This window comes from Priestia flexa NBRC 15715 (genome assembly GCF_001591565.1).
In the GTDB taxonomy this organism is placed as follows: domain Bacteria; phylum Bacillota; class Bacilli; order Bacillales; family Bacillaceae_H; genus Priestia; species Priestia flexa.
Window position 1 is genome coordinate 1 of sequence record NZ_BCVD01000046.1, and the last position, 25,732, is coordinate 25,732.

General features: G+C 35.7%; 22 protein-coding genes, 1 tRNA gene, 2 riboswitches and 1 other annotated feature. Of the genes, 3 read left to right on the top strand and 20 right to left on the bottom strand.

Annotated features, from left to right (window positions below; all coding sequences use genetic code 11):
- Positions 1-12: 12 nt before the first annotated feature.
- From ytvI to brnQ, 4 genes are all read right to left on the bottom strand, one after another.
- Positions 13-1,044: a sporulation integral membrane protein YtvI gene (ytvI, locus tag BFL01S_RS09670; protein ID WP_025908472.1), complete on the bottom strand. Its 1,032-nt coding sequence runs from the start codon at positions 1,042-1,044 to the stop codon at positions 13-15.
- 236 nt (positions 1,045-1,280) lie between these two features.
- Positions 1,281-2,561: a glutamate/proton symporter GltT gene (gene gltT, locus BFL01S_RS09675; protein WP_025908471.1), complete on the bottom strand. Its 1,281-nt coding sequence runs from the start codon at positions 2,559-2,561 to the stop codon at positions 1,281-1,283.
- Positions 2,562-2,657: 96 nt separating this feature from the next.
- A riboswitch (cyclic di-AMP (ydaO/yuaA leader) is annotated at positions 2,658-2,804 on the bottom strand.
- 171 nt (positions 2,805-2,975) lie between these two features.
- Positions 2,976-3,800, bottom strand: a complete 825-nt coding sequence (locus tag BFL01S_RS09680; protein ID WP_025908470.1) for an undecaprenyl-diphosphate phosphatase — start codon at positions 3,798-3,800, stop codon at positions 2,976-2,978.
- A 149-nt stretch (positions 3,801-3,949) separates the two neighbouring features.
- A complete protein-coding gene (brnQ, locus tag BFL01S_RS09685) occupies positions 3,950-5,290 on the bottom strand; it encodes a branched-chain amino acid transport system II carrier protein (protein ID WP_025908469.1) in 1,341 nt (446 codons plus the stop codon).
- A 105-nt stretch (positions 5,291-5,395) separates the two neighbouring features.
- Positions 5,396-5,638 (bottom strand) — a binding site (T-box leader).
- Positions 5,639-5,811: 173 nt separating this feature from the next.
- Between brnQ and BFL01S_RS09690 the strand changes: the two genes are divergently transcribed.
- Together BFL01S_RS09690 and thiC are read left to right on the top strand one after the other, a co-directional pair.
- The gene (locus tag BFL01S_RS09690) at positions 5,812-6,099 is read left to right on the top strand and encodes a hypothetical protein (protein WP_025908468.1); all 288 of its coding nucleotides are present in this window, start codon (positions 5,812-5,814) and stop codon (positions 6,097-6,099) included.
- A gap of 54 nt (positions 6,100-6,153) precedes the next feature.
- A riboswitch (TPP riboswitch) is annotated at positions 6,154-6,266 on the top strand.
- Positions 6,267-6,383: 117 nt separating this feature from the next.
- Positions 6,384-8,150: a phosphomethylpyrimidine synthase ThiC gene (thiC, locus tag BFL01S_RS09695; protein ID WP_025908467.1), complete on the top strand. Its 1,767-nt coding sequence runs from the start codon at positions 6,384-6,386 to the stop codon at positions 8,148-8,150.
- 38 nt (positions 8,151-8,188) lie between these two features.
- On the opposite strand, the gene BFL01S_RS09700 is transcribed toward thiC, so the two are convergent.
- The 11 genes from BFL01S_RS09700 to queG form a co-directional block, all read right to left on the bottom strand.
- Positions 8,189-8,632 carry a VanZ family protein gene (locus tag BFL01S_RS09700; protein ID WP_025908466.1) on the bottom strand — a complete coding sequence of 148 codons (444 nt, stop codon included), beginning with the start codon at positions 8,630-8,632 and terminating at the stop codon, positions 8,189-8,191.
- A 654-nt stretch (positions 8,633-9,286) separates the two neighbouring features.
- Entirely contained in the window at positions 9,287-9,388 is a 102-nt protein-coding gene (locus tag BFL01S_RS21370; RefSeq protein ID WP_369690848.1) for a hypothetical protein, read from the bottom strand.
- Complete coding sequence (locus tag BFL01S_RS09705) at positions 9,342-10,316, bottom strand: spore germination protein (RefSeq protein WP_061785569.1); 975 nt, start codon at positions 10,314-10,316, stop codon at positions 9,342-9,344. Before BFL01S_RS09705 ends, BFL01S_RS21370 begins: the two co-directional genes overlap by 47 nt.
- 91 nt (positions 10,317-10,407) lie before the next feature.
- Positions 10,408-11,256, bottom strand: a complete 849-nt coding sequence (gene asd, locus BFL01S_RS09710; protein WP_061785570.1) for an archaetidylserine decarboxylase — start codon at positions 11,254-11,256, stop codon at positions 10,408-10,410.
- A gap of 17 nt (positions 11,257-11,273) precedes the next feature.
- The gene (locus tag BFL01S_RS09715; protein WP_061785576.1) at positions 11,274-11,831 is read right to left on the bottom strand and encodes a TVP38/TMEM64 family protein; all 558 of its coding nucleotides are present in this window, start codon (positions 11,829-11,831) and stop codon (positions 11,274-11,276) included.
- Positions 11,832-11,839: 8 nt separating this feature from the next.
- Entirely contained in the window at positions 11,840-12,283 is a 444-nt protein-coding gene (locus tag BFL01S_RS09720) for a MarR family winged helix-turn-helix transcriptional regulator (protein WP_025908461.1), read from the bottom strand.
- A 120-nt stretch (positions 12,284-12,403) separates the two neighbouring features.
- The gene (yhbH, locus tag BFL01S_RS09725; RefSeq protein ID WP_025908460.1) at positions 12,404-13,582 is read right to left on the bottom strand and encodes a sporulation protein YhbH; all 1,179 of its coding nucleotides are present in this window, start codon (positions 13,580-13,582) and stop codon (positions 12,404-12,406) included.
- Positions 13,583-13,808: 226 nt separating this feature from the next.
- The gene (locus BFL01S_RS09730; protein ID WP_025908459.1) at positions 13,809-15,704 is read right to left on the bottom strand and encodes a PrkA family serine protein kinase; all 1,896 of its coding nucleotides are present in this window, start codon (positions 15,702-15,704) and stop codon (positions 13,809-13,811) included.
- Between the two features lie 333 nt (positions 15,705-16,037).
- The gene (trmL, locus tag BFL01S_RS09735) at positions 16,038-16,538 is read right to left on the bottom strand and encodes a tRNA (uridine(34)/cytosine(34)/5-carboxymethylaminomethyluridine(34)-2'-O)-methyltransferase TrmL (RefSeq protein WP_090752733.1); all 501 of its coding nucleotides are present in this window, start codon (positions 16,536-16,538) and stop codon (positions 16,038-16,040) included.
- A gap of 58 nt (positions 16,539-16,596) precedes the next feature.
- The gene (locus tag BFL01S_RS09740) at positions 16,597-17,487 is read right to left on the bottom strand and encodes an amidase domain-containing protein (protein WP_061785571.1); all 891 of its coding nucleotides are present in this window, start codon (positions 17,485-17,487) and stop codon (positions 16,597-16,599) included.
- Between the two features lie 75 nt (positions 17,488-17,562).
- Positions 17,563-18,699: a tRNA epoxyqueuosine(34) reductase QueG gene (gene queG / locus BFL01S_RS09745; protein ID WP_025908456.1), complete on the bottom strand. Its 1,137-nt coding sequence runs from the start codon at positions 18,697-18,699 to the stop codon at positions 17,563-17,565.
- 109 nt (positions 18,700-18,808) lie between these two features.
- On the opposite strand from queG, the gene BFL01S_RS09750 reads away from it, so the two are divergent.
- Positions 18,809-19,474, top strand: a complete 666-nt coding sequence (locus BFL01S_RS09750; protein WP_061785572.1) for a B3/B4 domain-containing protein — start codon at positions 18,809-18,811, stop codon at positions 19,472-19,474.
- Positions 19,475-19,596: 122 nt separating this feature from the next.
- On the opposite strand, the gene BFL01S_RS09755 is transcribed toward BFL01S_RS09750, so the two are convergent.
- The 5 genes from BFL01S_RS09755 to BFL01S_RS09775 form a co-directional block, all read right to left on the bottom strand.
- Positions 19,597-19,670: transfer RNA gene (locus BFL01S_RS09755), tRNA-Gly, on the bottom strand.
- Between the two features lie 152 nt (positions 19,671-19,822).
- Complete coding sequence (locus BFL01S_RS09760; RefSeq protein ID WP_061785573.1) at positions 19,823-21,751, bottom strand: fructose-bisphosphatase class III; 1,929 nt, start codon at positions 21,749-21,751, stop codon at positions 19,823-19,825.
- Between the two features lie 458 nt (positions 21,752-22,209).
- Positions 22,210-22,602, bottom strand: a complete 393-nt coding sequence (locus tag BFL01S_RS09765; RefSeq protein ID WP_061785574.1) for a hypothetical protein — start codon at positions 22,600-22,602, stop codon at positions 22,210-22,212.
- 87 nt (positions 22,603-22,689) lie between these two features.
- Positions 22,690-24,774: a hypothetical protein gene (locus tag BFL01S_RS09770; protein ID WP_061785575.1), complete on the bottom strand. Its 2,085-nt coding sequence runs from the start codon at positions 24,772-24,774 to the stop codon at positions 22,690-22,692.
- A 30-nt stretch (positions 24,775-24,804) separates the two neighbouring features.
- On the bottom strand, positions 24,805-25,251 hold the full coding sequence (locus BFL01S_RS09775) for a Panacea domain-containing protein (RefSeq protein ID WP_082802723.1): 447 nt from the start codon (positions 25,249-25,251) through the stop codon (positions 24,805-24,807).
- Positions 25,252-25,732: the final 481 nt, after the last annotated feature.

Below are 25,732 nucleotides of genomic sequence, written 5' to 3' on the forward strand. Positions count from 1 at the left end.
TGTCTCAGTCTCCTAAATTTTAAAGTTAATTTGGATGACGCCAACTTTTCGAAGCGCATCATATAAGATGACAAGAGCTGGACCTAAAAACAGCCCCACAAACCCTAGCAATTTAAATCCAATATACAGGCTAATTAACGCAGCTAAAGGAGAAATCCCCATGTTTGTTGAAAAAACTTTTGGTTCTACAACTCTTCGAACGACGGTAATCACCCCAAATAAAATAAATAGACCAATTGCCAACGAGTCTTGACCTTGAGTTAAAGCAAATATTCCCCATGGAACTAGAACGGAACCTGTTCCTAGAATTGGTAGAATATCAACGATAACGATTAAAAGACTCAATAAAGCCGTGTACGGAACATTTAATAGCCATAGCCCAACATAAGCCATCACAAATGTTAAAAGACTCAATACAATCTGAGCTTTAATGAAGCCAACACCTGCTTGCATTAATTGCGTAATAACAATCTTTGTTTTATATTTCGTTTCATCTGTTAAAAACGATTTTACTTTTTCTTTTATGTTCGGTAGCTCTAAGCTAATGAATACTAAAGCAACTAAATAAATCAGAAATTCTAGCAGGAAGCCTGGAACGGTTGCAGCAAAGCTAATAATTAACTCAACGGTTCCTTTTAATAGTGTATCCAATGAATTAATGGTGCTTTCGATTGCGTTTTCAATGGATGAAATGACTTCTGTAGGAAGAGCGTTTGAATAATACTTCCACTTAATAATGTTAGGATAAATTGTTGTTTCATAAAGCTCTTTTACAAAAGAAGGCGTAACTTTTGAGAGAGCCACTACTTGCGTTACAATTGTACGAATAATAAAGAAACCAATTAATGTTATGGATACAACATATAATAAAAACGCTACTAATACAGCATAGATTCGACTAAACTTCAAAGAATGCTGCAACTTTTGAATAAGACCTTCTAGAACAATTGCTGTTAATAATGCAAAGACAATTGGTAAGCTATAAGGAATTAAAAAACAAGCTGCAATAATCGATACAATAATTGCTATGCGCTTCTTCCACATATGTAAATGCCTCCCACGCTTTCTTCCTAAATTCACTCACATGCCACATACTAGAGCACGCTCAGCTTGTTTATTTAAAAACATATCTGTTGTTACCTACTATAATTATAGGTTTAATTTCTTTATTAATAAAGAACTAATCAAAAAATTATCAAAAAAGCTACTTACCTGTTCATAAAAATAGAACCGGTAAGTAGCCTTATGCATTAAGCATTGTTACGAGATTAGAAGATACATTAGCTAGCTGCTTTTGCCTCTCTCGACTGTTTCATCACTTCATTAGCTTTTATAGGATTGTACTTGCCTTCAGACTTAGACATAACAATTCCTGCAATTGTGTTACCCATTAAGTTTACAACTGTACGAGCCATATCCATAATTCGGTCCACACCGGCAATGAATGCAAGACCTTCGGCTGGAATTCCAATCGTACCCAACGTTGCTAATAATACAACAAATGATGTTCCTGGAACGGCTGCCATCCCTTTTGAAGTAATCATAAGCACTAGGATTAGCGTTAGCTGTTCGACAATGGTTAAGTCAATTCCATAAACCTGTGCCAAGAAAATAGCGGCAATTGCTTGATACAGCACAGATCCATCTAAGTTAAACGTATAACCAATTGGGATAACAAACGATACAATAGCTTTTGGACATCCCATTTTTTCTAATTTGCCCATAATACGCGGTAATACCGTTTCTGAACTTGATGTGCTATATGCTAACAGCAATTCATCTTTTAAATAACGCATTAATGTAAAGATATTTACACCAGCCCATTTCGCAACCGCTCCTAAAACCACAATTAAGAAGAACAGTAAACCAGCGTGAACTAGAATAACAAGTTTCGCTAGAGACATTAATGATTCTAAACCAAACTTAGAAACAGTTACACCAATGAGAGCAAAGACCCCGATAGGAGCAACTTTCATCACCATGTTAACAACATGGAACATCGCATGAGAAACGCCGTCAAAAAATTGTAAAACAGGCTTTCCACGATCCCCAATAGCTGCTACACCTAATCCAAATAACACGGAGAAAAAGATGATGGCTAACATGTCACCTTCCACTAATGATTGGAAGAAGTTCGTTGGAACAATATGAAGGAACGTTTCTGCAACGGATTTCTCACTTTGTTCTTCACTTGTCTCTACGTACTGGTTAATATCAGTCTTTTGTGCAGATTCAATGTCCACTCCTACACCTGGTTGGAAAGCATTAGCCAATAAAACACCTATAATGATTGCAAACGTTGTGATGACTTCAAAGTAAATGATAGTCTTAGCACCTAATCGGCCTACTTGCTTGCCGTTACCAGCGCCCGCAATACCAACAATTAAGCTTGAGATAACAATTGGAATAACAATCATTTTAATCAGGCGTAAGAATAAGTCGCCCAGCGGCTGTAAATACGTTGCTACTCTTGGATCATTAAACCAAATAACACCAACTAGAATACCTAAAATTAAACCAACAAAAATTTGTGTTGCCATGCCAAACCGCAATTTTTTCATATGTGCTCTCCTCTCTGTTGTAAAGCGATTTTATTTTTTCTGAAAATTTAAAAAAGACCATTCTAAAAGAAAGAATGGTCGACAAAAAGACAATGTTCTTTCTCTCAATAAGCAGACGAGGTTAACTGTCGGATTCGGGTTTGAGAGTACCCTACTTTCACTCAGGAAAGATTCACCCCAAGGCATATGATATACCAAATTTGTGGTTCCCCCGCTCTAATGTAGACTAAGCTTCTTATTAAATTATTTTTCTGAAATATTATACAGAATTAATATTTTATTCAATAAGAATAATTTATCTGTTTTTCGAAAGCTTGTCAATTTATTTTTATGACTCAAAACTTTTTAACTATATAAATGCCAAAATATAAAACAGCCTTGGCTCTAAATGTAACCAAGGCTGTTTTAGCATTCTTAAAAGAATACAAGATAAATAGCAACTGCTAATACAATACGATAAATAGCAAAAGGTACCAATTTTATTCGATTAATTAATTTTAAGAAAAAGCGAATGGAAACAAGCGCTACAATGAAAGCACTAATAAAACCAGCAATGAAAAAAGGTAATGCATCAATTGTGAAATACTGCCAATTTTTGATTAATGATAACCCACTAGCTCCTGCCATAATAGGAACAGCCATAATAAAAGTAAAGTCAGAAGCTGCTCGGTGGCTCATACCCAAAAGTACCCCACCTGAAATCGTAGCACCAGAACGCGAAAATCCTGGCCATAGAGCGATACATTGAAACAATCCAACACCAATGGCTTGACGATAGGTCATTTGATCTACCGTTTCTGTTTTTGGAATTCTTGAAGCAAAGCGGTCTGCAATAATCATTAAAATTGCTCCTGCAATTAAGCTGACTAACACCGTGTTCAACGAGAACAAATGCTTGTCAATAAAATCTTCAAATAAGAATCCTAATACAGCTGCCGGAAGCAAACCAACGATAACTTGAGAAAGTTTTAATCGATTTGTTACCTGTTCATATTTCTCATTTTTACGATTTAACCCTAATAGATTAATAAAACGATTTCTAAACAAAACAACAACGGCTAGGATCGAGCCTAATTGAATGACAATCTTAAATGTATTAGCAACCTCTGGTGAAAATAGTTCTTTTGAATTCAGCCATAAATCATCTACAATAATCATGTGTCCGGTCGATGATACAGGCGCAAATTCAGTTAGACCTTCTACAATTCCTAAAATAATCGCAACAATAATTTCCCACATTTTTACTCTACCTTTCAAGATTACATAATTTTTTCATCTTCATAGCAAACGTGAATATTCGCTTTTTATCATAATTGTTTGCTGATAAAAACACAATCTTTATTTGAAGAACAAAAAAAGCCCAAACTGGGCTTTTTTTATGGACAATCTTATTTACTATATGATTTAACTTGTTTTGAGTGAACTACTTTACCTTTTAGATTATATAAGCTAAGAAGATAACCGCCCATAGCCCCAGCGATTGCTGGTACTAACCAACCAAATCCTGTGTTATACAATGGCAAAGTCTTTACAAGTTCCCCCCAAGCACCTAAGTTTAACCCTGACTGAAGACAAGCGTCCGTTACGCTTACAATTCCAACGAATAAAATAGATAAAGCATATACACCTTGCTTTCCTTTGATTAAAGAATTCGTTAATGATAGAACAATTAGCATAATAGCAACAGGGTAAATAGCTGTTAAAACTGGAACTGAAATTTTTAGAATCATGGTTAATCCTAAGTTTGCAACAAGTAAACTAAATACGGCAATTGTACTAACCCAAACCTTATATGATACTTTCGGTACTAATTGCTCAAAATACTGACTGCATGAGGTTAATAATCCAACAGAAGTTGTTAAACACGCTAGCGTAAATACAACTCCTAATAGAACAGCTCCGAACGGTCCAAAAAGCGTAAATACAATGTTCGTTAACGTTATTGCTCCATTTGCTGCATTGGCATGACTAACAGATCCTAAATATGCCAGCATAAGATAAATAATAGCTAGCAACGTTCCTGCAATTACTCCTGCACGAATGGATGATGACATAATACTTTTCGCACTAGTCATTCCTTTTTGCTTCAAAGCCATTGCAATGACAATTCCAAAGTTTAGCGCAGCGATTGTATCCATGGTCGCATAACCATCGGTAAATCCAGTAGCGAATGCTTTTGTGACATAATTACCTGCAGGTTGACCAGCCGGCTCAAAAGGATAAGAAAGGGCACGAATAAAAATAAGTGAAATAAGAACTAATAAAACTGGCGTTAATACTTTTCCAAAGCGGTCAACAAGCTTTGAAGGCTTTAAAGCTAACCAGTAAGCAAGTGCAAAATAACAAAACGTATATCCAAACAGCGCGGCTTTTACATTTACTCCTTCAGGTAAAAAAGGCTGTACGCCCATTTCAAATGCTAAGCTTCCTGCTCGTGGGATTCCTAAAAAAGGTCCAATTGCTAAGTAAATCATGACCGTAAATACAACGGCGAAAACTGGGTGGACTCGGTTTGCTAATGAATGAAGACCATTTGATTTTGCTACAGCAATGACACCCAGGATTGGTAGCCCCACAGCCGATAAAATGAAGCCTGTAACAGCTGGCCACAATTCACTTCCAGCAGACTGTCCTAAAAATGGAGGGAAAATTAAGTTTCCTGCTCCAAAAAATAATGAGAATAGCATTAAACTAATAAACAGTGTATCTTTTCTTGATAAAGCATTCATGTGAGTTCCTCCTAGATTGTTTGTATTTCTGATTTTTCTGTCTAATGTCAATATCACTTTCCACTCGAATCACTCCTTTTTATACACAAAAAAATCCCGTCCCTAAAAAGGGACGAGATATAATTCTCGCGTTACCACCCTCGTTCTGCTAAAAACAGCAGCACTCGCCAACGTACGTGTTCATACGTGTTCCTTCTAACGGTGGACGTCCGAATATACTTACTATAAGGCTTCAGCATATTTTCTCAGAGATGATTTTCAGCTAGGAACTGTACGCTAACTTTCAGCAAACGTTAGCTCTCTGGGGAACAGTTTTCATAACCTACTCGTTCTCTTCAACGAATTTATAAGGTGTTTTAATTGAATAAAAATATTCTAACAAAACTTTTAAGATTTGTATACAAAAATTAAAATATTTTATCAATTATATTTTTTCCCATTAATAGTCAGTCTATAAAATGAAACTTCTAGCTAATTCGTTCGTATATACTACTATATTACTTAATAGGAGGCTCTTATACATGAGCGGAAATGTACGTGTTATGAAATGGCTAACGGCTGGGTATGAAGCATTTTTAGGTATTCCTCTAATTGGTGGTGCATTCATCATAAGCTTTTCATGGGGACCTTTAGTATTTGCTTTTTTCCTGCATGCAATTGCTCTATTTTTATCTCATAAAGAAGGTCGTTCAGCTTACGGAAATATTTTGGGGATGGTGACATCATTTGTCGGCGTAATCCCAGTTGTGGGAATGGTTATGCATATTATTACCGCTATTGTTATTGCATTTGAAGCAGCAAAAAGATAAATAACCGCTTGCATTTTTCCCTAATGATGGTAGAATGAAGTCGTCAATTAAATGATTTTCTACTAGGGGTGTCTGATTACACAGACTGAGAGAAGAGTTATTGTGCTCTTTAACCCTCTGAACCTGATTTGGGTTATACCAACGTAGGGAAGTAGTCTTGAAAGAACGGTGTTTTATGCTGTTTTCTTTTTTGTCTATTCCATCGGGCTCTTACATAGAGCCCGATTTTTTTGTTCGGTATAGCTTATTTTCTCAAAATCTACTAGCATAATGGAGGAATAAGTATGTCTAAAGAACAAGTAATCATTTCAATGCAACAGCCGTTTCCAAACAGTAAAAAAGTATACGTGCAAGGGACTCGAAGTGATATTCAAGTACCGATGCGCGAAATCCACCTTTCCCCCACTGTAAACGACCGCGGTGAAGAGCAAAACACCCCCGTTCGCGTTTACGATACAAGCGGCGTATACACCGATCCAGCCTATAGTGTAGATTTAGAAAAAGGACTGCCACCTTTACGCAAACCATGGATTGCAGAACGAAACGATACTTTTTCCTATGCTGGCCGTACCGTTCAAGCAAGAGATAACGGCTATAAAGAAGGCGATCAACGGAACGAAACGAAAAGCTTTCCCCTTATTAATTATTCACCACAAAAAGCAAAGGATGACAGAAACGTCACCCAAATGCATTATGCAAAAAAAGGAATTATCACGCCTGAAATGGAATTTATCGCAATTCGTGAGCAAATGAGTGCAGAAACGATTCGTGAAGAAGTTGCAGCAGGGCGTGCAATCATTCCCTGCAATATTAACCACCCAGAAGTTGAACCAATGATTATTGGAACAAAGTTTCACGTGAAAATTAATGCAAATATCGGAAACTCTGCTGTTCATTCATCAATTGAAGATGAAGTTGAAAAGATGACGTGGGCTACAAGGTGGGGAGCAGATACAATTATGGATCTTTCAACTGGTAAAGACATTCATAAGACGCGCGAATGGATTATTCGAAATTCACCCGTTCCTGTTGGCACTGTCCCAATCTATCAAGCTTTAGAGAAAGTTAATGGTATAGCAGAAGACCTATCTTGGGAGGTTTATCGTGATACACTCATTGAACAAGCAGAACAAGGGGTTGATTACTTTACAATTCATGCAGGCGTACTGTTGCGCTATATTCCACTAACTGCTACGCGAACAACCGGTATTGTCTCACGGGGTGGTTCCATTTTGGCTCAATGGTGCTTAGCACATCACCAAGAAAACTTTTTGTATACACACTTTGAAGAGATTTGCGAAATTTGTAAGCAATATGATATCTCAATCTCACTGGGAGATGGCCTGCGCCCTGGTTCAATTGCTGATGCGAACGACGAAGCTCAATTTGCAGAGCTTGATACGCTTGGCGAATTAACAACAATTGCATGGAAGCATGATGTTCAAGTAATGATTGAGGGTCCTGGACATGTGCCAATGCATCTGATTAAAGAGAACGTTGACCGACAAATGGAAGTTTGCCACGAAGCACCATTCTATACCCTGGGACCACTAACAACTGATATAGCACCGGGCTATGACCACATTACGTCTGGTATTGGAGCTGCAATGATTGGGTGGTTTGGTACAGCAATGCTTTGTTATGTAACCCCAAAAGAACATTTAGGCCTCCCGAATAAAGAAGATGTTCGCGAAGGTGTAATTACCTATAAAATTGCTGCTCATGCTGCTGATCTTGCAAAAGGTCACCCAGGTGCCCAAATTCGTGATAACGCACTTTCAAAAGCTCGATTTGAGTTTAGATGGCATGACCAATTTAATTTATCGTTAGATCCTGACCGAGCTCGAGAATACCATGATGAAACACTACCAGCAGAAGGTGCTAAAACCGCTCACTTCTGTTCCATGTGTGGACCTAAGTTCTGTTCAATGAGAATTTCTCATGATATTAGACAACTAGCGGATGAAAAACAGCTCGTTGATTTCGCTAAACAAGGCATGAAAGAAAAATCACAGGAATTTATTGAAAAAGGATCTAAACTTTATTCTTAATAAAAAGCACCGAGGTAAGCAACTACTTATCTCGGTGTCTATCGTTTTAAAATAAGTCTTTTAAAGAAAAAGAGCAGCTTAACTAAAATCCATCCGACCAGTGTTCCAATTGAATTTAGCAGAATATCATCAATATCAAAAACTCGCTCTGTTAACTCATATTGTAAAATCTCAACAGTGAAACTGATTAAGAACCCTGTGACAACCACTTGAATAAATCCGTCAAATGATTTCATAAAAAGCGGTATAAACATTCCAATTGGAGCAAACATTACAATATTCCCTATTACGTTCACGAATGCTAGCTCAAGATTTCCACTGGCCCACATGAGCTTAATTGTACTAAATAAGCTTAAGTTCATGGCTTGCCCATATACTTGCTCGTTTTCTTTAATGAGCGTGACGTAAATAAGTGTCACACCATATATAATAAACAAGAAAAGCAATCCTTGTTTTACTTTTTTCTTTGTATTATCCGTCATGTTTTTCCACACCTTCTCTGTCCTTACCGTCTGCTTTTACTTCTATCATATTGTACATGCTATGTATTTATGAAACATTCAGCTTACCTTATCCTATCACGTTACCTCTTTTTCTGGATACCAAACTTTAAAAATAAAAGAGACTGGGACACAATGAAATGATTCCTTCTCAAAGGCGAATCATTACTTTGTTATAATAGCTAGGTTGTAAGCACAAGTTCGTTCCCTTACGCTAGTTTTTTGAATTTGTTTTTGAACCAACAAAAAAATACCCAAGCTATCAAAAGCAGTTAACTTGTGATAGTTGGGGTATATCATTGTTTGAAGCACTTATGTCTCAACCTCTTGTAATTAATTAATGATTCCTCGATGAATCACTTCAACAGTTACATCTGGTTTAATATCGATTTGAGCATAGTCTTTTTTCCATTCATCTTTACCTTATCTGTCATCGTCATATATTTGTTCTTTTTATTTGATAATAATAATGCTTTTGCTTCCTCATCTTTTAACGTTATTCCCGAAAATTCCCCCCATTAAATAACGCAATTCCCTTTATTTCTACAGACATGTTTTCCATATTAAATTTTGCATAAGGTAGAGCTAACCCTTTTCCTTCATCAAATAACAATGTACAAATCGTTTGAAGAGTCTCTACTGGTACGAGTGATTGCTTTTCACCGTTAAAATTAGATCAACAGGGATAAGCTCATAGTGAAATGAAATCGTAGCAATATATAATGCTGGTAGACTGATTGCCACAAAAAAAACTAAAGATCCTCAACAATCGAAAGAAAGAGCCGTACAAAGAGCGCGTATTATAATCTTCTGGTGATTGATAGAATGTAAAAAAGCAAGAAGGCGCAACAATTGTGGATGAGTTTCCAGCTGTCATAATCACAATTCTTCCTTCTAATAAATTCCCCATCACGCGGTCCGGTCTTTCTGTATTAAGCGGCTGTGGAAAAGGTGAAAACGGTGAATTTTCAAGAGCTTCTTCAATAATACTCCCGCTTTCCACCGCGTCCACGTCAATTGATTCTAATCGTCGAAATACTTCTTCATAGTATTCTGGATTTGAAATTCCTTTAAGGTATAAAACAGCTACTCTCGTGCGCGAAATTGTACCGACTTCAAGGTATTTAACGATTAAGCTTCCATCTAAAAAACGCTGACGCATTAAGTTTATGTTTTTATCTAGATTTTCAACAAACCCTTCATGAGAACCGCGCACAACTTTTTCATCGATTGCTTGGCTAACTTCCCTAGATGCAGGAAGCGTAGCATCAATTACATATAAAATGGGTGTATCTTCAAGAAATAAAATAGCTCCTCCGCGACAGAGCAACGTAATGATTTCATGCAAATCTTGAGATTCGTTAACGGAACCGATTTGAATAACCTCTTTTGGGTCTCCTTCCTTTTCAAGAAGCATTAGTTTAATTACATGTTCGTTTAATTTCACCGAATCCATGAATGGTACAAAATACATTAAAAGCGCTTTTTTACCATTAAAAGTTAACCAGCGCTCACCTAAATCACTTGTATAGTCTAAGTACTCTTGAATATACTTTTTATTTTCTTCAATTGTTAGTTTGAGCGGAATGTTGATAGATGCTGGATCTTGCTTTGGTACGCTTGCTTGCTTTTGTTTTTTCTTTTTGGGATAACGTTTAATCAGCATCAAATCCACCTCAATTCTAAATAGTTAGACTTTCAGTGTTTCTAAATTTGGAAATATTATGTAATTTAAACATAAAAAGAAGATTTGGTGTTTATCCCAAATCTCCTGACTTATACGTTCCAATCGGTTCCCCATATTTTAATTTTGTTCCACGTTCCAATGTATTCGTTAGCTTTACCTTATCTCTTTCGAACAAAAGGACTACCGTTGAGCCAAACTCAAATAACCCCACTTCTTCTCCTTTTTCATAAAAGGTATCGTTAACAGATGTCGTATAATATTTTCCATTCTTTACATTAGTCGTATGATTTCCGTATGGTACCTGGACACTTCCAACAATAAATGCGCCTACTTTAACAAGCGCTATTGTTCCAGCTTGCGTATCCACATATGTGATCAATCGCTCGTTTTTTGTGAATAGCCCAGGAACATGCTCGACTCCGATACGATTAACCGGGAACAAACGTCCTGGTAAATATGTTGCTTTTTTGACCGCTCCTGAAAGCGGCATATGAATGCGGTGATAATCGCTAGGGCTTAAATAAATGGTTAAAAAAGTTCCACCGTCAAACCTTTCAGCTTCTTCTTTCGTACACCCAATCAGCTGCTCTACTCGATAATCAATCCCTTTTGCTTGAATAAGAGTTCCTTCCTTAATATCGCCATATTCTGCTACTTTTCCATCTACTGGACTGGAAAGAGTATATGGATCGGCTACGACTTCTCGGGCTTCTGCTTTTAGCTTTCTCGTGAAAAATGCAGTGAAATTAGGATAAGAGTCTAAAGATTGTTCCATTTCATCTAGATTAATTTTATAAATTTTGCTATATGGCTTGATGATATATCTGCTAATGCTTGAGCGTCCTAACACCCCTACTCCACGTGAAATCGCATTTTGTGGTAATATTTCAATGATTTGCTTTGCTATTTGATTAATCATTTCCTATAACATTCCTTTCATATGGCAGACCGTGTATAAAGTTTTCGAACTACAAGTATGATAAGTACGCAGCCTATGAAAGAAACCAATACCTTCCCAGTGCTTGTCCAATTCATGACTTGGTAAACAGAATAGCCTTCAATAAGAATTGAAGGAAGCTTTCCAATTGAGCTTGCTAAAATAAAAATCCCTAAAGAAGTCTTTCCAATAGCCGCAATAAATGTAACAAGTCCTGAAGGGACAAAAGGTAATAGTCTCAAAGAAAGAATAAGTAGAAATGCTTCTTTTCCCCGTGCATGTAAAAGCTGTTGAATTTTAGGAGAAGACAACCGCTTATGAGCAGTTAGCTTTCGAAAACCTTTTCGGTAGAGCCAAAACGAAACAACTGCTCCAACTGATTCTCCAATAAACGAAATAACCATTCCTTCCCAAAAACCAAAAACAACCAAATTAGCTGCTGTTAAAAATACGCTTGGTAAAACACCAGCAATGCTAATGAGCACATTCAACAAAATACTTAGTATAAATGCAATACTATCATAGCTTTCGAATAGCTGAACCGTAATTTCTTGGATATCCGCATTCATTTGTCGCTGTTCTCTCCTGTTACAACTCGATAAAGCTTGTTAGCAATTTCTTTTAGCTGCTGTGTTTCTTCCATAGATAAATGGGAATAGTAGCGCTCTATAATAAATTGATCAATTCGTTCATATTCATCAAAGTATTCCTGCCCTTTAGGACCAAGCGTTAAAAGGATTTCCCGACGATTTTCAGGATTAAGTTCTCGATGCAAATAACTTTCTTTTTCTAATTTAGTAATAAGCTGACTAACAGAGCTCATTGACAAATTATATTTTTTCGCAATCGTCTGCACGTTTACAGGTTGCATATCATAAACTGACCTCAGCACATTAAATTGCTTTGGCGTAATATCATTAATTAGCGAAGAAAAGTACGTCTTCATTAAATAATCGTTTACTTTATTAAATATAGAAATAGCTTTTTTTATATTATCAGCTTGTTCCATTTAGACACTCCTAGTTTATATACTTAAATAGTTTAACTACATAAACTATATAACGGAGACGAATAGCTGTCAACTACAAGAAGCCCCTTCTTGTATAGAAGTGGCTTCTTAAGTGATACCTTATGCATATTTTGTTCCTTCTGGCTCTTTTCTAAAAAAGCTTTTCATCGCATGAAATACATCTGCTTTTTGCTTAAGAATAAAATGGCGGAACTGTTCATCCTGAATATTCTTATATGCAGACATTAAAGTCGAATGACGATTGTATTGATTTACTTCTCCATATCCAAACATATTAGAAACCTTCATTAGTTCGTTTACAAGCTTAACACACCTTGCGTTGTCGGATGTCAAATTGTCGCCATCTGAAAAGTGAAATGGATAAATATTATAACGGCTAGGATCGTACTTTTTATTAATCAATTCAAGTGCTTTACGGTAAGCTGATGAACAAATAGTTCCACCGCTTTCTCCCTTAGAGAAAAAGTCTTCTTCTGAAACAACTTTGGCTTCTGTATGATGGGCAATAAATTCAATTTCGACAGTTTCATACTTTGTTCGTAAAAAGCGAGTCATCCAAAAGAAAAAACTTCTCGCCATATACTTTTCCCAAATCCCCATAGACCCACTTGTATCCATCATCGCAAGCACAACTGCTTTTGATTCAGGTTTTGTTACTTCATTCCACGTCTTAAACTTTAAATCTTCAGGGAAAATTGGGTGAAATGCAGGCTTACCAGTCATTGCATTTCTCTTGTACGCAGACATCATCGTGCGCTTTTTATCAATGTTCCCCATCAAGCCAGTACGTCGAATATCATTAAATTCAATGTGTTCAACAACAATGTTATCAGATTCTTTTCGCTGTAAATTCGGAAGTTCAAGCTGTGCAAACAGTGCTTCTTGTAGCTCCATGAGCGATACTTCTGCTTCAAAGTAATCTTCTCCAGCTTGATCACCTGCACCTTGACCTTTGCCAGCACCTTTTTTTCCATCACCGCCAGATCCATCTCTGGCTACCACATCTCCTACCTTACTTTCCCCATCACCTTGACCAACATGTTTATTCTTATCATAATTGTAGCGAATTCTGTACTCATCTAATGAACGAATTGGAATCTTAACAACGTCTCTCCCATTTGACATGACAATGTTTTCTTCTGTAATTAAATCCGGTAAGTTATTCTTTATCGCTTCTTGGATTTTTTCTTGGTGTCGCTTCTGATCGTCATGACCCTTACGGTGGAGGGACCAGTCTTCCTTGGAAATCGCAAAACTCTTATCAATCTCTTTACCCACGTATTTCCCCTCCTTGTTCAAGCTGCTTTTGAAAGGTTGGTTATTCTATCCTATGTCTCAAAATGGTATACTTGCTAATTAATTTAGCTTCGACTTTTAAAAAGTCCGGCTGTACACTATCATATGAAAAAGCATCTACTGTGAATGAGATAAATGCCTATTTTGCTAATATAAAAGATAAAGAAAACATGGCACATATCAGCGGTGCCATGTTTTTTATCATTCTTTATCGATTCAATAAGCTTCCTACATAGCGTAAAAGTTCGTTCGCTGAAACGGAATTATAGCCATGCTCATCAATTAAGCGAGCAACTACCTCATTTACTTTTTTCAGCTGCTGTTCGTCTGGTGTCTTCGTTGATGTGGTAATTTTCACTACATCTTTTAAGTCCGCAAATAATTTTTTCTGAATAGCTTCACGTAAACGCTCGTGCGAATTATAGTCAAAGCGTTTCCCTTTACGAGCATACGCAGAAATACGGATTAAGATTTCTTCACGGAACGCTTTCTTCGCATTTTCTGAAATGCCAATTTGCTCTTCAATTGAGCGCATTAGCTTTTCATCTGGATTCATTTCTTCCCCTGTTAACGGATCGCGCAGCTTGTTTTTATTGCAATATGCCTCAACGTTATCGAGGTAGTTCTCCATCAGCGTCTTCGCTGATTCTTCATATGAATATACGAATGCTTTTTGAACTTCTTTTTTCGCGATTTCATCATATTCTTTACGTGCTAATGAAATGTAGTTTAGATAGCGCTCACGGTCTTCTGCTGAAATAGATGCATGCTGATCTAACCCCTCTTTTAGTGAACGCAATACATCTAACGCATTAATTGATTTAATATCTTTTCGAATGATGGTTGATGAAATACGGTTAATTACATAACGTGGATCGATTCCACTCATACCTTCATCCGAATGTTCTTTCTTCAACTCTTCCACATCTGCATCGTTGTAACCTTCAACAGATTGGCCATCATATAGCCTCATTTTCTTTAATAGATCAATATCGCCTTTTTTAGGCTCTTTTAATCTTGTTAGCGTTGTAAAGATGGAAGCAATGCGCAGCGTATGTGGTGCGATATGCACATCCGATACGTCGCTTTCTCGAATCATTTTTTCATAGATTTTCTCTTCTTCACTAACCTTTAAGTTATATGGAACCGGCATGACGATAATACGTGAATGCAAGGCTTCATTTTTCTTATTCGAAATAAAGGAGCGATACTCCGTTTCATTTGTATGTGCGACGATTAATTCATCTGCACTAATTAAAGCAAATCGTCCTGCTTTAAAATTCCCTTCTTGGGTAAGAGATAATAAATGCCATAAGAACTTCTCATCACACTTTAACATCTCCTGGAACTCCATCATTCCTCGGTTCGCTTTATTTAGCTCTCCGTCAAATCGATATGCTCGTGGATCTGATTCTGATCCGTATTCAGCAATGGTTGAAAAGTCAATGCTTCCTGTTAAGTCAGCAATGTCCTGAGATTTTGGATCAGATGGACTGAATGTACCAATCCCCGTACGTTTATCTTCAGAGAAGAAGATTCTTTCGACAATAACGTCTTCAATTCTGCCGCCATACTCTTCCTCTAATCTCATTGTATTTAAAGGCGATAAGTTTCCTTCAACTCGAATGCCATACTCTTCATAGAAGTCTCGACGCAGATGGTGTGGAATTAAATGAAGTGGATCTTCATGCATTGGGCATCCTTTGATTGCATAGACAGCACCACGATCTGTTAAAGAATACGCTTCTAATCCTCTTTTTAGCATGGTAACTAGCGTTGATTTCCCTCCACTAACTGGTCCCATAAGTAATAAAATACGCTTCCGGACATCTAATCGTTTCGCTGCAGGATGGAAGTATTCTTCAACCAGCCTTTCAAGCGATTCTTCTAGACCAAACATTTGTTCACTGAAGAATTTATATTGCTTTTTCCCATTGACATCTTCAATTCCTGCATCTTTAATCATATTGTAGACCCTTGAATGCGCTGGCTGAGCAATTAAAGGCTCATCTTTAATTAGTTTTAAATATTCTTCAAATGTACCTTCCCATTTAAGTCGATTCTCTGCTTCACGGTATTTTTCAATTTTCTTTAATATATCCATTAAAGGACCTCCCCTACTAGTTCTGGTGCTAGTGAACAAGATTAATACAATCTATGCAGTAAAATGTTTGAACATGCTTTTTAAATTAAGAAATTCAGAATTTTGTCTACATTAAAGATTCACAGCGTGCCATGAATTAGCTATAATAATTAGGAGGAGCATGACAGAAAAATAAAGGAGGCTCTATCCATGAGGTTACTATTGGTTTTAGGCGTATCACTTGCTTTTTTATCAGCAATTTTTACGGCTGGGTATAATGACAAGCCTGGGGTAAAGCGCAAATAGAATGAACCTACATAGAACAGTCATCCTTGTAAAAAAAAGAAAATCCCCTTAATCAAGGGGATTTTCTCTTAATAAGTCGCCGTACTCTTGCTGTCGCAGCGCTTCATAAATTAAAATAGCTGCCGTGTTTGATAAGTTTAAAGAACGAACGTTTTTCGTCATTGGTAAACGCAAGCATCTATCCATATTCGCTTCAATGATTTCATCAGGTAAGCCACTTGTTTCGCGACCAAACACAAAGAAGTGATCATCTTCTACATTGCTATAGTCAAAGGATGAATGCGGCTTCTTTCCGAATTTAGTGATGAAGTAAAATGCGGCTTCTGGATACTTTTCAAAAATTTCTTCTAACGAATCATGATAGATAACCTCAACATAATCCCAATAATCTAAGCCGGCGCGCTTTAACATTTTATCATCCGTCGAGAAGCCTAATGGACGAACTAAGTGTAAAGTTGTGTTCGTTGCTGCACAAGTTCTCGCAATATTACCAGTGTTAGCTGGAATTTCTGGTTGATATAAAACAACATGTAGTCCCAAAATAGTCACCTCTAAATACAAATCTATTCATCATTATACCATTAACTTTTCAAAACAAAAGGGATATTTATTGATCGGTAATATGGAAAAACGTATACTTCATATTTGGCGTATAAGCTGTCGAATCTTCATAAGCCCAATAGCGCATGCGGCTATTATACGTATTAGCATTAACTAAAGGCATCCCGTCTGCATCTTTTGCCACAACGATTGTCGTGTGGTTCCATCTGCCGTCTCCTTCAAAATCATAGCAAATAACATCACCCATTGTTAACTCTTTAACTGAGCTTTTTTTAATGGCTCGCAGCCCTTGTTTTGAGTTTTGGAGATAACTGTGCATCGAGTGTGCCACCGCCCAGCTATAGCTCCAATTATCTTTACTTAGCCACCAGCCTTTACTTCGATTAGGTTGACCTCTCATAGGGGCTTTTCCTGCTCGTAAACACTGAGAGATGTAATTCGTACAGTTCACCTCAAAGTATTTATAAGCTGGATTAGGCGTATTCCAATATGTTTCTGCATACTGTACCGCTGCTAGACGGTCATAGTACCCATTTCGATCAGCTACTTCTTCCTTATCATCCATACTAAATTCTAAGTCATCTATTTCATCTATATGAATAGGAAGCAATTTATCATGAATTAGCGTATCTTTATAAAACAATGCGCACCGCTCTTCTACCTCTTCTTCTACGTAAAATAAATCATCTTGTTTACATAAAAATCGTTTGTGTATTTGATAAGTAACCTTTGTCTCTTCATTTTCATTTTGAACGTCATGAATAGCTCCTTTAACCGTACACTTCACAACCTCTACTTTTCTCTTTCTCAGTAAAGACTGCTTAAGCTCGTATTCCTGTTCGATAAACGGCTTAAAGTCCTCGCTGATTACTTGATTCACGTAGCTATTTGCTTTGGCTTTCATCAATGTATATAGGACATTTTTCTTTGCTAGCATCTGTTCACCACATTTCTCTGCTTTTACTATACGCTATGATGAACAGCTTACCTTTTAACACAACAATTTCATCTTCTATGACTTTACTAACAGCGCAATTCCCTTTTCAAACTCTTGCTTGGCTTCCTCATCCTGCTCTTTTTCTTTTAATTGTTCCAGTATAGGTAGCACCTCATCGTTTCCAATTTTCCCTAAGGCCCAAGCTGCTGTTCCTCGTATTACAGGACGTACATCTTCTTTCATTACTTTAATTAAATCAGGTATAGCTGTTTCATCCTTAAAATGAGCAAGTGCAATAATTGCATTACGTTGAATTGGTTTTTTTCCACGCCAAGAACCAGATACATGGCCATATTTTTCTTTAAACTCACGATTGCTCATTGTTAATAACGGCTTTAACTTCGGCTTTGCAATCTCAGGATCTGGTTCCATTTCAGGATGAAAGTGAAAGTCTTTACCTTTATTCTCAGGACATACCGTTTGGCACGTATCGCAGCCGTATAAGCGGTTGCCAATTTTATCTCGAAACTCATCTACCAAAAAACCTTTTGTTTGTGTTAAAAATGCAATACAACGCTGAGAATTAAGCTGTCCGCCTGTAACTAATGCACCTGTTGGGCATACTTCAACACATTTATTACAAGTACCGCACTGGTCTTCAATTGGTTGATCCGGTTCAAATGGAATATTCGTGACGATTTCACCTAAATATACGTATGAACCAAACTCCGGCGTAATAATCGCGCAATTCTTTCCACTCCAGCCAATCCCAGCTCGCTCGGCAACGGCTCGATCAGAGAGCTCGCCCGTGTCTACCATAGATTTCACTTCAACACCTTGAACTTTTTCTTTTAAGAACGATTCAAGTTTTTGGAGCCTATCTCGTAAAATGGTATGATAATCTTGTCCCCAAGAAGCACGACAAAAAATGCCTCTTCGGTCTTCCTTTGTACTTCTTGGTGCATTAGGCATTTTAGAAGGGTATGCAAGAGCAATGGCAATGATTGACTTCGCTTTTGGAACCAAAAGCGTTGGATTCGTACGCTTCTCAATATCTGGTTCTTCAAACCCTGAAGCGTAGCCTAATTCTTGTTGTCTTAATAAACGATCTTTTAACGTCTCAAACGTTGACGCACTAGCAAAACCAATTTTATCAATACCTATTTCTTTACTATAGGCAATCACTTCTTTTTTTAACTGTTGAAAATCCATTTATGCTATTCTCCTTTAAAATTCAATGCGTAGAATTGCTTTTACTATCATTTTCACTGGAACAATTCTACTCTATACATAACTCACTAATGAAAAGGTGGTATTTTATATGAACGTTATCATTTCACCAGAAATTAAAGAAAAAAATAATGATATTAAACTAGGTATTATTCATTATCGAAATATCGAAGTAAGCGAGGCTCCACAAATGTTAAAAGGAAGGTTACGACTCTTTCAAGAATCCATTTATTTTGATTTACAAGATAGAACCATCACTTCTTTTGAAGGAATCAAGGAGTGGAGATGCATATTTAAGGAGTTTGGAACCGATCCAAGCAAATATCGTCCATCCATTGAAGCATTATTTCGTCGAATTCAAAAACAAACGTACTTACCCACAATTAATTCAGCTGTAGACTTAAATAACTTCTTTTCCCTTCAGTACGAAGTTCCTTTAGGCATTTACGATAAAAGCTGTTTAAATGGAGACATTTCGTTACGACTTGGGAATGAAGATGAAAGTTACCTTGCAATTAATGGTCGAGAAGTATCTCTATACAATAAGCTTGTATTAGCAGATGAACAAGGTCCTTTTGGAAGTCCTTATGTTGACTCCAACCGAGCTCCAGTTTCTGAACAGACATCTGAAGCACTTCAGATAATCTTCTTAAAACCTTCTCTATCTACTGAAAGCTCCTTAAAACTAACTGAATCTCTCAGCACCATGTTTACACAAATTCATGGTGGAGAAGCTTTGTATTCGCTTATCAACTAACCACAAAGACGTTTATCTAATTTAGATAAACGTCTTTTTTATTCACTATAACCCTAAAAATATAAAAAACGCAACACCTTGTTTTTGGTAAACAAGATACTGCGTTGTGATCACAATATGTATGGAGCGGGTGATGGGAATCGAACCCACGACATCAGCTTGGAAGGCTGAGGTTTTACCATTAAACTACACCCGCAAATGAAGTTGTGCTATCTCTTAACAACATTCATTATAGTATCTTTCGACATAAATTGCAACCCTTCTGTTAAATTTATGTGAAAATATTAACGAACTATTAAGTTTTCATAAACAAATAGGCTTTACAAGTTACCTTGCAAAGCCTATTTCTTAGCTATATCGATAATCTCTTAAAGCTTTTAAAACTGAAATTTCTTCTAATATCTGTTCACCTACATTTGTTTCTTTTACCATTTTTCGTTCCAATTCTTTATCAACTAGTCGCTTAACGGATAGTACATCAGCTTCGTCCAATAAGATATCTTTTTTGGAGTTAAAGTGCTTATGAGCAACTAACTGCATGCCATAAGAATTAGACAATAACGTATATCCTGCAATTCCGGTTTGTGATTGATATGCTTTTGAAAATCCGCCATCAATGACAATCATTCTACCGTTTGCTTTAACAGGGTTTTCACCTTCTATCTCTTTAACAGGCGTGTGACCATTAATGATATGACCATGATCTGGATTTAATCCAAAATCAGCTAATATTCGACGGCACATATCCTCTTTTTCACGAAGGTAATAATATGGATTTTTCTTTTCTTTATGCGTTGCTTTATCTTTAATGAAATAGCGCTCAAACGTCGTCATCGCTCGTTTTCCAAATAGAGATGAATATTCGCCCGTCCATAAATACCAGACCATGTCAGTTGCTAAATCATCCGTTTTATCCGGGCCTGCAAAAGCCGAACGCAAATACTGCTCAAACACATCTAACAGTTGACGACCTGAATAAAACTTGCCTTCAATCACCATCTTTTCCATATTTCCTTCTTCATCTAAAGGAATGCATCCATGGATGAGTAAGTTCCCATTGTATTTCAAATAGAGATTTCCTTTATTCATAAGAAAGTTCATATGTCTTGCTAGCTTTTCAGAATGTTGAACTGAAAACAATAATTTCTCAATAACCTGCTCCTCTTCTTCTAAGAGCTCTTGTGGATTTTCAGGGTTTACCGTTGCAAAGCATCCATTTTCAATAGGATACGTTTTATCTCCAAGTGTAATTTCATTTGTTTCATAATTAACTTTCTCAAGCAAAAGTCGTTCTGACATATTGAAATACGGACGTCTTTTAATAATTGGCATTTCAAGCTTAAACTGAATCATCGCAATAGCTTGATGAATTTTTGTAATCTGTAAACGTTCATGCTCAGATAGGTGCGAACCTACATTTTCTTTTGGACGGAATGCAGGATTATCATCATAATATTTTTCTGCTAGGTTTAGAAGTGGTCGTAAGTTAATACCATACGCATCTTCAATAATATTTAAGTTATTATAACGTGCACAAATACGAACAATATTAGCTAAGCATACTTTCGAACCTGCAAAAGCTCCAATCCAAAGAACGTCATGGTTTCCCCACTGAATATCGACGGAATGATAGTTAATAAGAGTTTCCATGATCTTATCAGGTTCTGGACCACGATCATAAATATCTCCAACGACATGCAAATGATCGACAACCAACCGCTGAATGGTATAAGCCAGTCCTGATATAAGTTTATCAGCTTGTCCTAATGAAATGATTTGCTGCACAATTTTATGATAGTAATGCTCTTTATTTGTAAATTCATCTGTCTTATATAAAAGCTCTTCAATAATATAAGCAAACTGCTCAGGGAGTGCTTTACGCACCTTTGAACGTGTATACTTCGATGATGCATACAAAACTAAATCAAGCATGCGATTAATCATTGTCGTATACCAATCACGTAGTTCTTGTTTGCGAGTAAAGTTTGCTTTAATAATCTTCAGCTTCTCTTCTGGATAATAAACAAGCGTCGCAAATTCATTAATTTCTTGTTGAGATAATGTATCCTTAAACAGATCTTTAATCTTTTCTTTTACGTTTCCCGACCCATTTCGTAATACGTGTTGAAAGGCCTGATACTCGCCGTGTAAATCACTTACAAAGTGTTCTGTTCCTTTTGGCAAATTTAGAATTGCTTCTAAGTTAATAATTTCCGTTACCACTTTCTCTTCTGTGTCATACTTCTTAGCCAGTAGATCTAAATAATTTACGTTCAAAACTATGTATCCCCTTTCAAACTAACTTATCACCTCAGCAGTGAACTAAGAAGCTTACTGCGTGAGTCTTTCATCTTTAGTACTTATTGTACACCTCTTCACACTCGACTTCTAGAGAGATCAATTACATTTTGTTAACTAATTTACAATTTTTATTTAATTCAAACTTAATCAGTTGCTTTGAAAAGACTAAACACAAAAAAGACCTCAACATCTCTGTTGAAGTCTTAACATTACGCTCTTTTATGTAAAACTAATACCAGTGGTCGGGGTCGAACCGACACTCCCGAAGGAACACGATTTTGAGTCCCCAAAACAACTCGAATCTTATTTAGATCTTTACCTTCAACGTTTGTCGAACTTTGTTGTTTTTTCGGTTAACACGATTATCTTTATTATTATGCCTTGTTCCTTCAGAAAAGTCAACCCTATTTATGATTTATTTTGAGTGCTTTTGATTAAATCTTATTGAATTTGGCTTGCCCCAATTTTTTATACTCTCTTATGAGCTCCTTTTCAAATCTTCTTGCATCTTCTTCTCGATTAAACTCTCCTACAAACTTATATTCAATTTTACCATCCTTCATTAGTTGCTTATGTTCCGTGTTTCTTCTATTAGTATATCTTCTGCACCGATACCAAACTCCACTTCCTATATAAACAACTTCACCATTTAATAAATGAAGATAAACAGTATATTTGTTTACTTTTCTAAGCTCACTTGAATTAAGCTTATATTTTTTAATAAGTTGGATTACTTTTTGAAATGTAATACCATAAATACTTGCAATGTCTTGATTGGTCATCTTATTTGATAAATGTTCAATAATTTCTTCTTTTGTTGGTAACATAAAAAATCAACCTCCTAGAATTGTTATATCTAGAAGATTGACTTTGTAAATCGAATTTTATTATAAAATAACCATTCCACAACAAATTTAAGTTGGAGAATCAGCGGTTTTCTCTTGTTTCTCCTCTTCATCTGTTGGAATCTTTATATACTCTTTCATCTTTTCTAAAGAAAGTAATCCAAACTTATCTTTGGCTTTTGATATTTTCTCTTCAAGGTATTTTAAATATTCTGGTTTGATATATGGAGTTAATACGAATTTTATATCAATATTATCCCCCATCTTCATCCAGCCAGGAAGGGAATTCTCATAAGCAAAGACCCTCTGAGTATAAATGATTAAGGCCATTTTTTGCATACAATATATAATAGTATCTTCATTAAACACAAAATCTACATCCAAATCCGAAAAGCAATACCCCTCTAGCTTTGCCCTTGATAAATAAATATCTTCACCATTATTTTCCTTTAATTCTGCAAAAGTATCCTTTAAGATATTACCATGAGAATGATTAGTTATTAAATATTTAACTAAGAATCCTGTTACAGGATACTTGGATAACTCTATACCTTTTAATATAGACTGCAAAATGAGGTATATGATTGCTTGCTCTATATTAGAGCTTTCACTGCTTTCTATCTTAATATGAACTCCGGTTGTCCATGAAACCTCAACTTCTGTTTTACCTGCTTCAACTTCCGATTTACCCTTTTCTCCTTTGTTCATAAGCCTCTTCATAGAGTATGCAAGATGACTAAGTAAGTTTATATCTCCTTGTTCTACTGCATTTAATAGTAAATGCTTATAAATTCTTAACCCACCAATACTTGAAACATCTTGAGCAATCTCTCGGCTACAGAACTGCTCTAAAAAGTCTAAGACTGTTCGAAATAGTACGGGTTCATCTGAATCCAAGTACATAATTAATTCATGTAAAATAGTATGAAATTCTTTTTTCAGATCTTCAAACTGGTCTGATGGCTCGAAAGTAAAGAGTATTTCTATACATCGTGATATTTCGGAATGACGATTATGATCGTGTAGTGATTTTATTAATGCTACATGCTGAATTAGCAACGATTTATGTAAACTTTTATAAGCTTCTTCAGAGTTTTGTGCCTTAGAAGCTTGATATAGTAACTGAGAAGGTATGGTAATTTGTGAATTCTCCCCAAGATAATCCATCATCTCCTGTGGAATACCTTCAATAAAAAGAGAAGATAACTGCTCCAACGACTTAGAAGACTCATTATAAACTTCCATCATATTTTTCTCCACACAAACAATTAATGTTTGATAATAGGTTTCAATAGAAGCATTTAAATATTCATATAAACCTTTTCTGAATTTAAAATCTTTGTTCAAAATCATTACTTGAATAATAACAGTATTAATACTAGACATTGAGTGTCTAAGTAGTGTCCTAATGTCGATACTGTTAAGCATTTTACGAAGAGTATTAACCCCATAAAATAAACTCATACAAGTAATGATAATCCATATAGGAAGTCTTACTAAGTTTTGAGGATCTTCATAGAAATTTAACATATTGTCTTTATTAAATGGGATAGCGAAAATCTTCCCATAAATTGTATTGAAAAGGATAAGAGCTAAACCTACTATAAATCCCATATTACCAGATGCTAAGTTACTACTAATAGCAACAGATTTTCTCTCTCTATAAGCAAAAAAATAAATAGTAAGAGAAATTGACCAAAAGATTGCTAGAACGTTAGATGCTACATCAATTACTCCAATTGTATATGAAGGATACTTCTTTATTGCTTTTACAACATTTAAATTGATTTGCATAAACCATTCGTTAATATGTTGTAAAACATACACAATAGTTTTTGTATTAGGAATAGTTAAATATAAAAAATAAAATAGCCCTATAAAAATTATAGGACTAATCATTGTAGCGTAAAAATTATATTTACCTGCAACATAGATTAGTTCTTTTCTCCATATTGATATTGTGGATATAAATTTCAAAAGGGAGATGTTAAAATTCTTAAGCTTTTGATTATTTTTTCGAAATACATGCTTGGTGTAAAAAATAAAACTTTGATATGGATATATAAAATTAATTATTTTTTTCGTTAGAGCTATTATTTTCTTTCTTATTAAAAACAAAATAATCAATATAAGTATCTTACTAAAAAATGACAATTAAATTCCCCCAAAAAAATAAGGCGCAATTTAATTAGCGCCTTGCAATAGTCCACCATAATATTCTTGCATATCTTCTATTTGGATAATTTCATTCATTCCTTTACTCCAAGCATTTAACCATGGTGATTCTTTATGTGTAAGTGTTTCTAAATACTTGCCATCATACTCTCCATATAGTTTCCATACACCTTCTAATACTTCTAAATCTTCCGGATTAATTTGAAAATTAATTTTGTCCACGGGAGGAATTTCTCGAGAACCGTAATCACGATATTCACGATACAACTCACGAGACACTGGTCCATGTAACCATGCTTCTAATTCACTATTAAATACCGGACGACCATGTATAGCCATACTCCACGCCTGAGCATAATATACAAGCTTTTGTAATTTCAAATGTGTAATAGAGAAATTCCGACCTGCCAAACTCTTGTTTCTAAAGTATAGAGCCACTTGACGAACATCCATCATACATACATCCCTCCTTTAGTTTTGAAGGAAACAATGTTTTAATATTGTACTTTTTCGACAAAAAACAAGAAAAATCCTGCATAATAATCAAAAATTAAAAAATTAAAACAGTCAACATTTCTTATTATAACTAAGATTAGATAATTTTGTATAATAATTTAAAAGGATTTTCTCCTTATACTTCCTTAATACTATAAAAATAAGGAATTTAGAACAGAAATTATTGATGATTCCTATATTATTGACAGGCTACACAGAAATTATTGAGTTTACAGCTTAAAAATAAATTTTAAGCTTATTTTTATAATATCTTATTCACTATAATTTTGCTTGTGCCTGAATTAGTAATGCTTCCTCAGCAGCTAAAACTAAATTTTTATTTTTAGCTTTAATACCTTTATTTTTCATATAAATAATATAACTTTTGTACGATAATTCTACAATATTATTTTCCAGAGTGAATAATACGAAAAGAACAGGG

Coding starts and splice junctions, on each gene's coding strand:
- ytvI (WP_025908472.1), bottom strand. CDS start 1,044: ATGTGGAAGAAGCGCATAGCAATTATTGTATCGATTATTGCAGCTTGT.
- gltT (WP_025908471.1), bottom strand. CDS start 2,561: ATGAAAAAATTGCGGTTTGGCATGGCAACACAAATTTTTGTTGGTTTA.
- BFL01S_RS09680 (WP_025908470.1), bottom strand. CDS start 3,800: ATGTGGGAAATTATTGTTGCGATTATTTTAGGAATTGTAGAAGGTCTA.
- brnQ (WP_025908469.1), bottom strand. CDS start 5,290: ATGAATGCTTTATCAAGAAAAGATACACTGTTTATTAGTTTAATGCTA.
- BFL01S_RS09690 (WP_025908468.1), top strand. CDS start 5,812: ATGAGCGGAAATGTACGTGTTATGAAATGGCTAACGGCTGGGTATGAA.
- thiC (WP_025908467.1), top strand. CDS start 6,384: ATGTCTAAAGAACAAGTAATCATTTCAATGCAACAGCCGTTTCCAAAC.
- BFL01S_RS09700 (WP_025908466.1), bottom strand. CDS start 8,632: ATGACGGATAATACAAAGAAAAAAGTAAAACAAGGATTGCTTTTCTTG.
- BFL01S_RS09705 (WP_061785569.1), bottom strand. CDS start 10,316: ATGCTGATTAAACGTTATCCCAAAAAGAAAAAACAAAAGCAAGCAAGC.
- asd (WP_061785570.1), bottom strand. CDS start 11,256: ATGATTAATCAAATAGCAAAGCAAATCATTGAAATATTACCACAAAAT.
- BFL01S_RS09720 (WP_025908461.1), bottom strand. CDS start 12,283: ATGGAACAAGCTGATAATATAAAAAAAGCTATTTCTATATTTAATAAA.
- BFL01S_RS09730 (WP_025908459.1), bottom strand. CDS start 15,704: ATGGATATATTAAAGAAAATTGAAAAATACCGTGAAGCAGAGAATCGA.
- BFL01S_RS09740 (WP_061785571.1), bottom strand. CDS start 17,487: ATGCTAGCAAAGAAAAATGTCCTATATACATTGATGAAAGCCAAAGCA.
- queG (WP_025908456.1), bottom strand. CDS start 18,699: ATGGATTTTCAACAGTTAAAAAAAGAAGTGATTGCCTATAGTAAAGAA.
- BFL01S_RS09750 (WP_061785572.1), top strand. CDS start 18,809: ATGAACGTTATCATTTCACCAGAAATTAAAGAAAAAAATAATGATATT.
- BFL01S_RS09765 (WP_061785574.1), bottom strand. CDS start 22,602: ATGTTACCAACAAAAGAAGAAATTATTGAACATTTATCAAATAAGATG.
- BFL01S_RS09775 (WP_082802723.1), bottom strand. CDS start 25,251: ATGATGGATGTTCGTCAAGTGGCTCTATACTTTAGAAACAAGAGTTTG.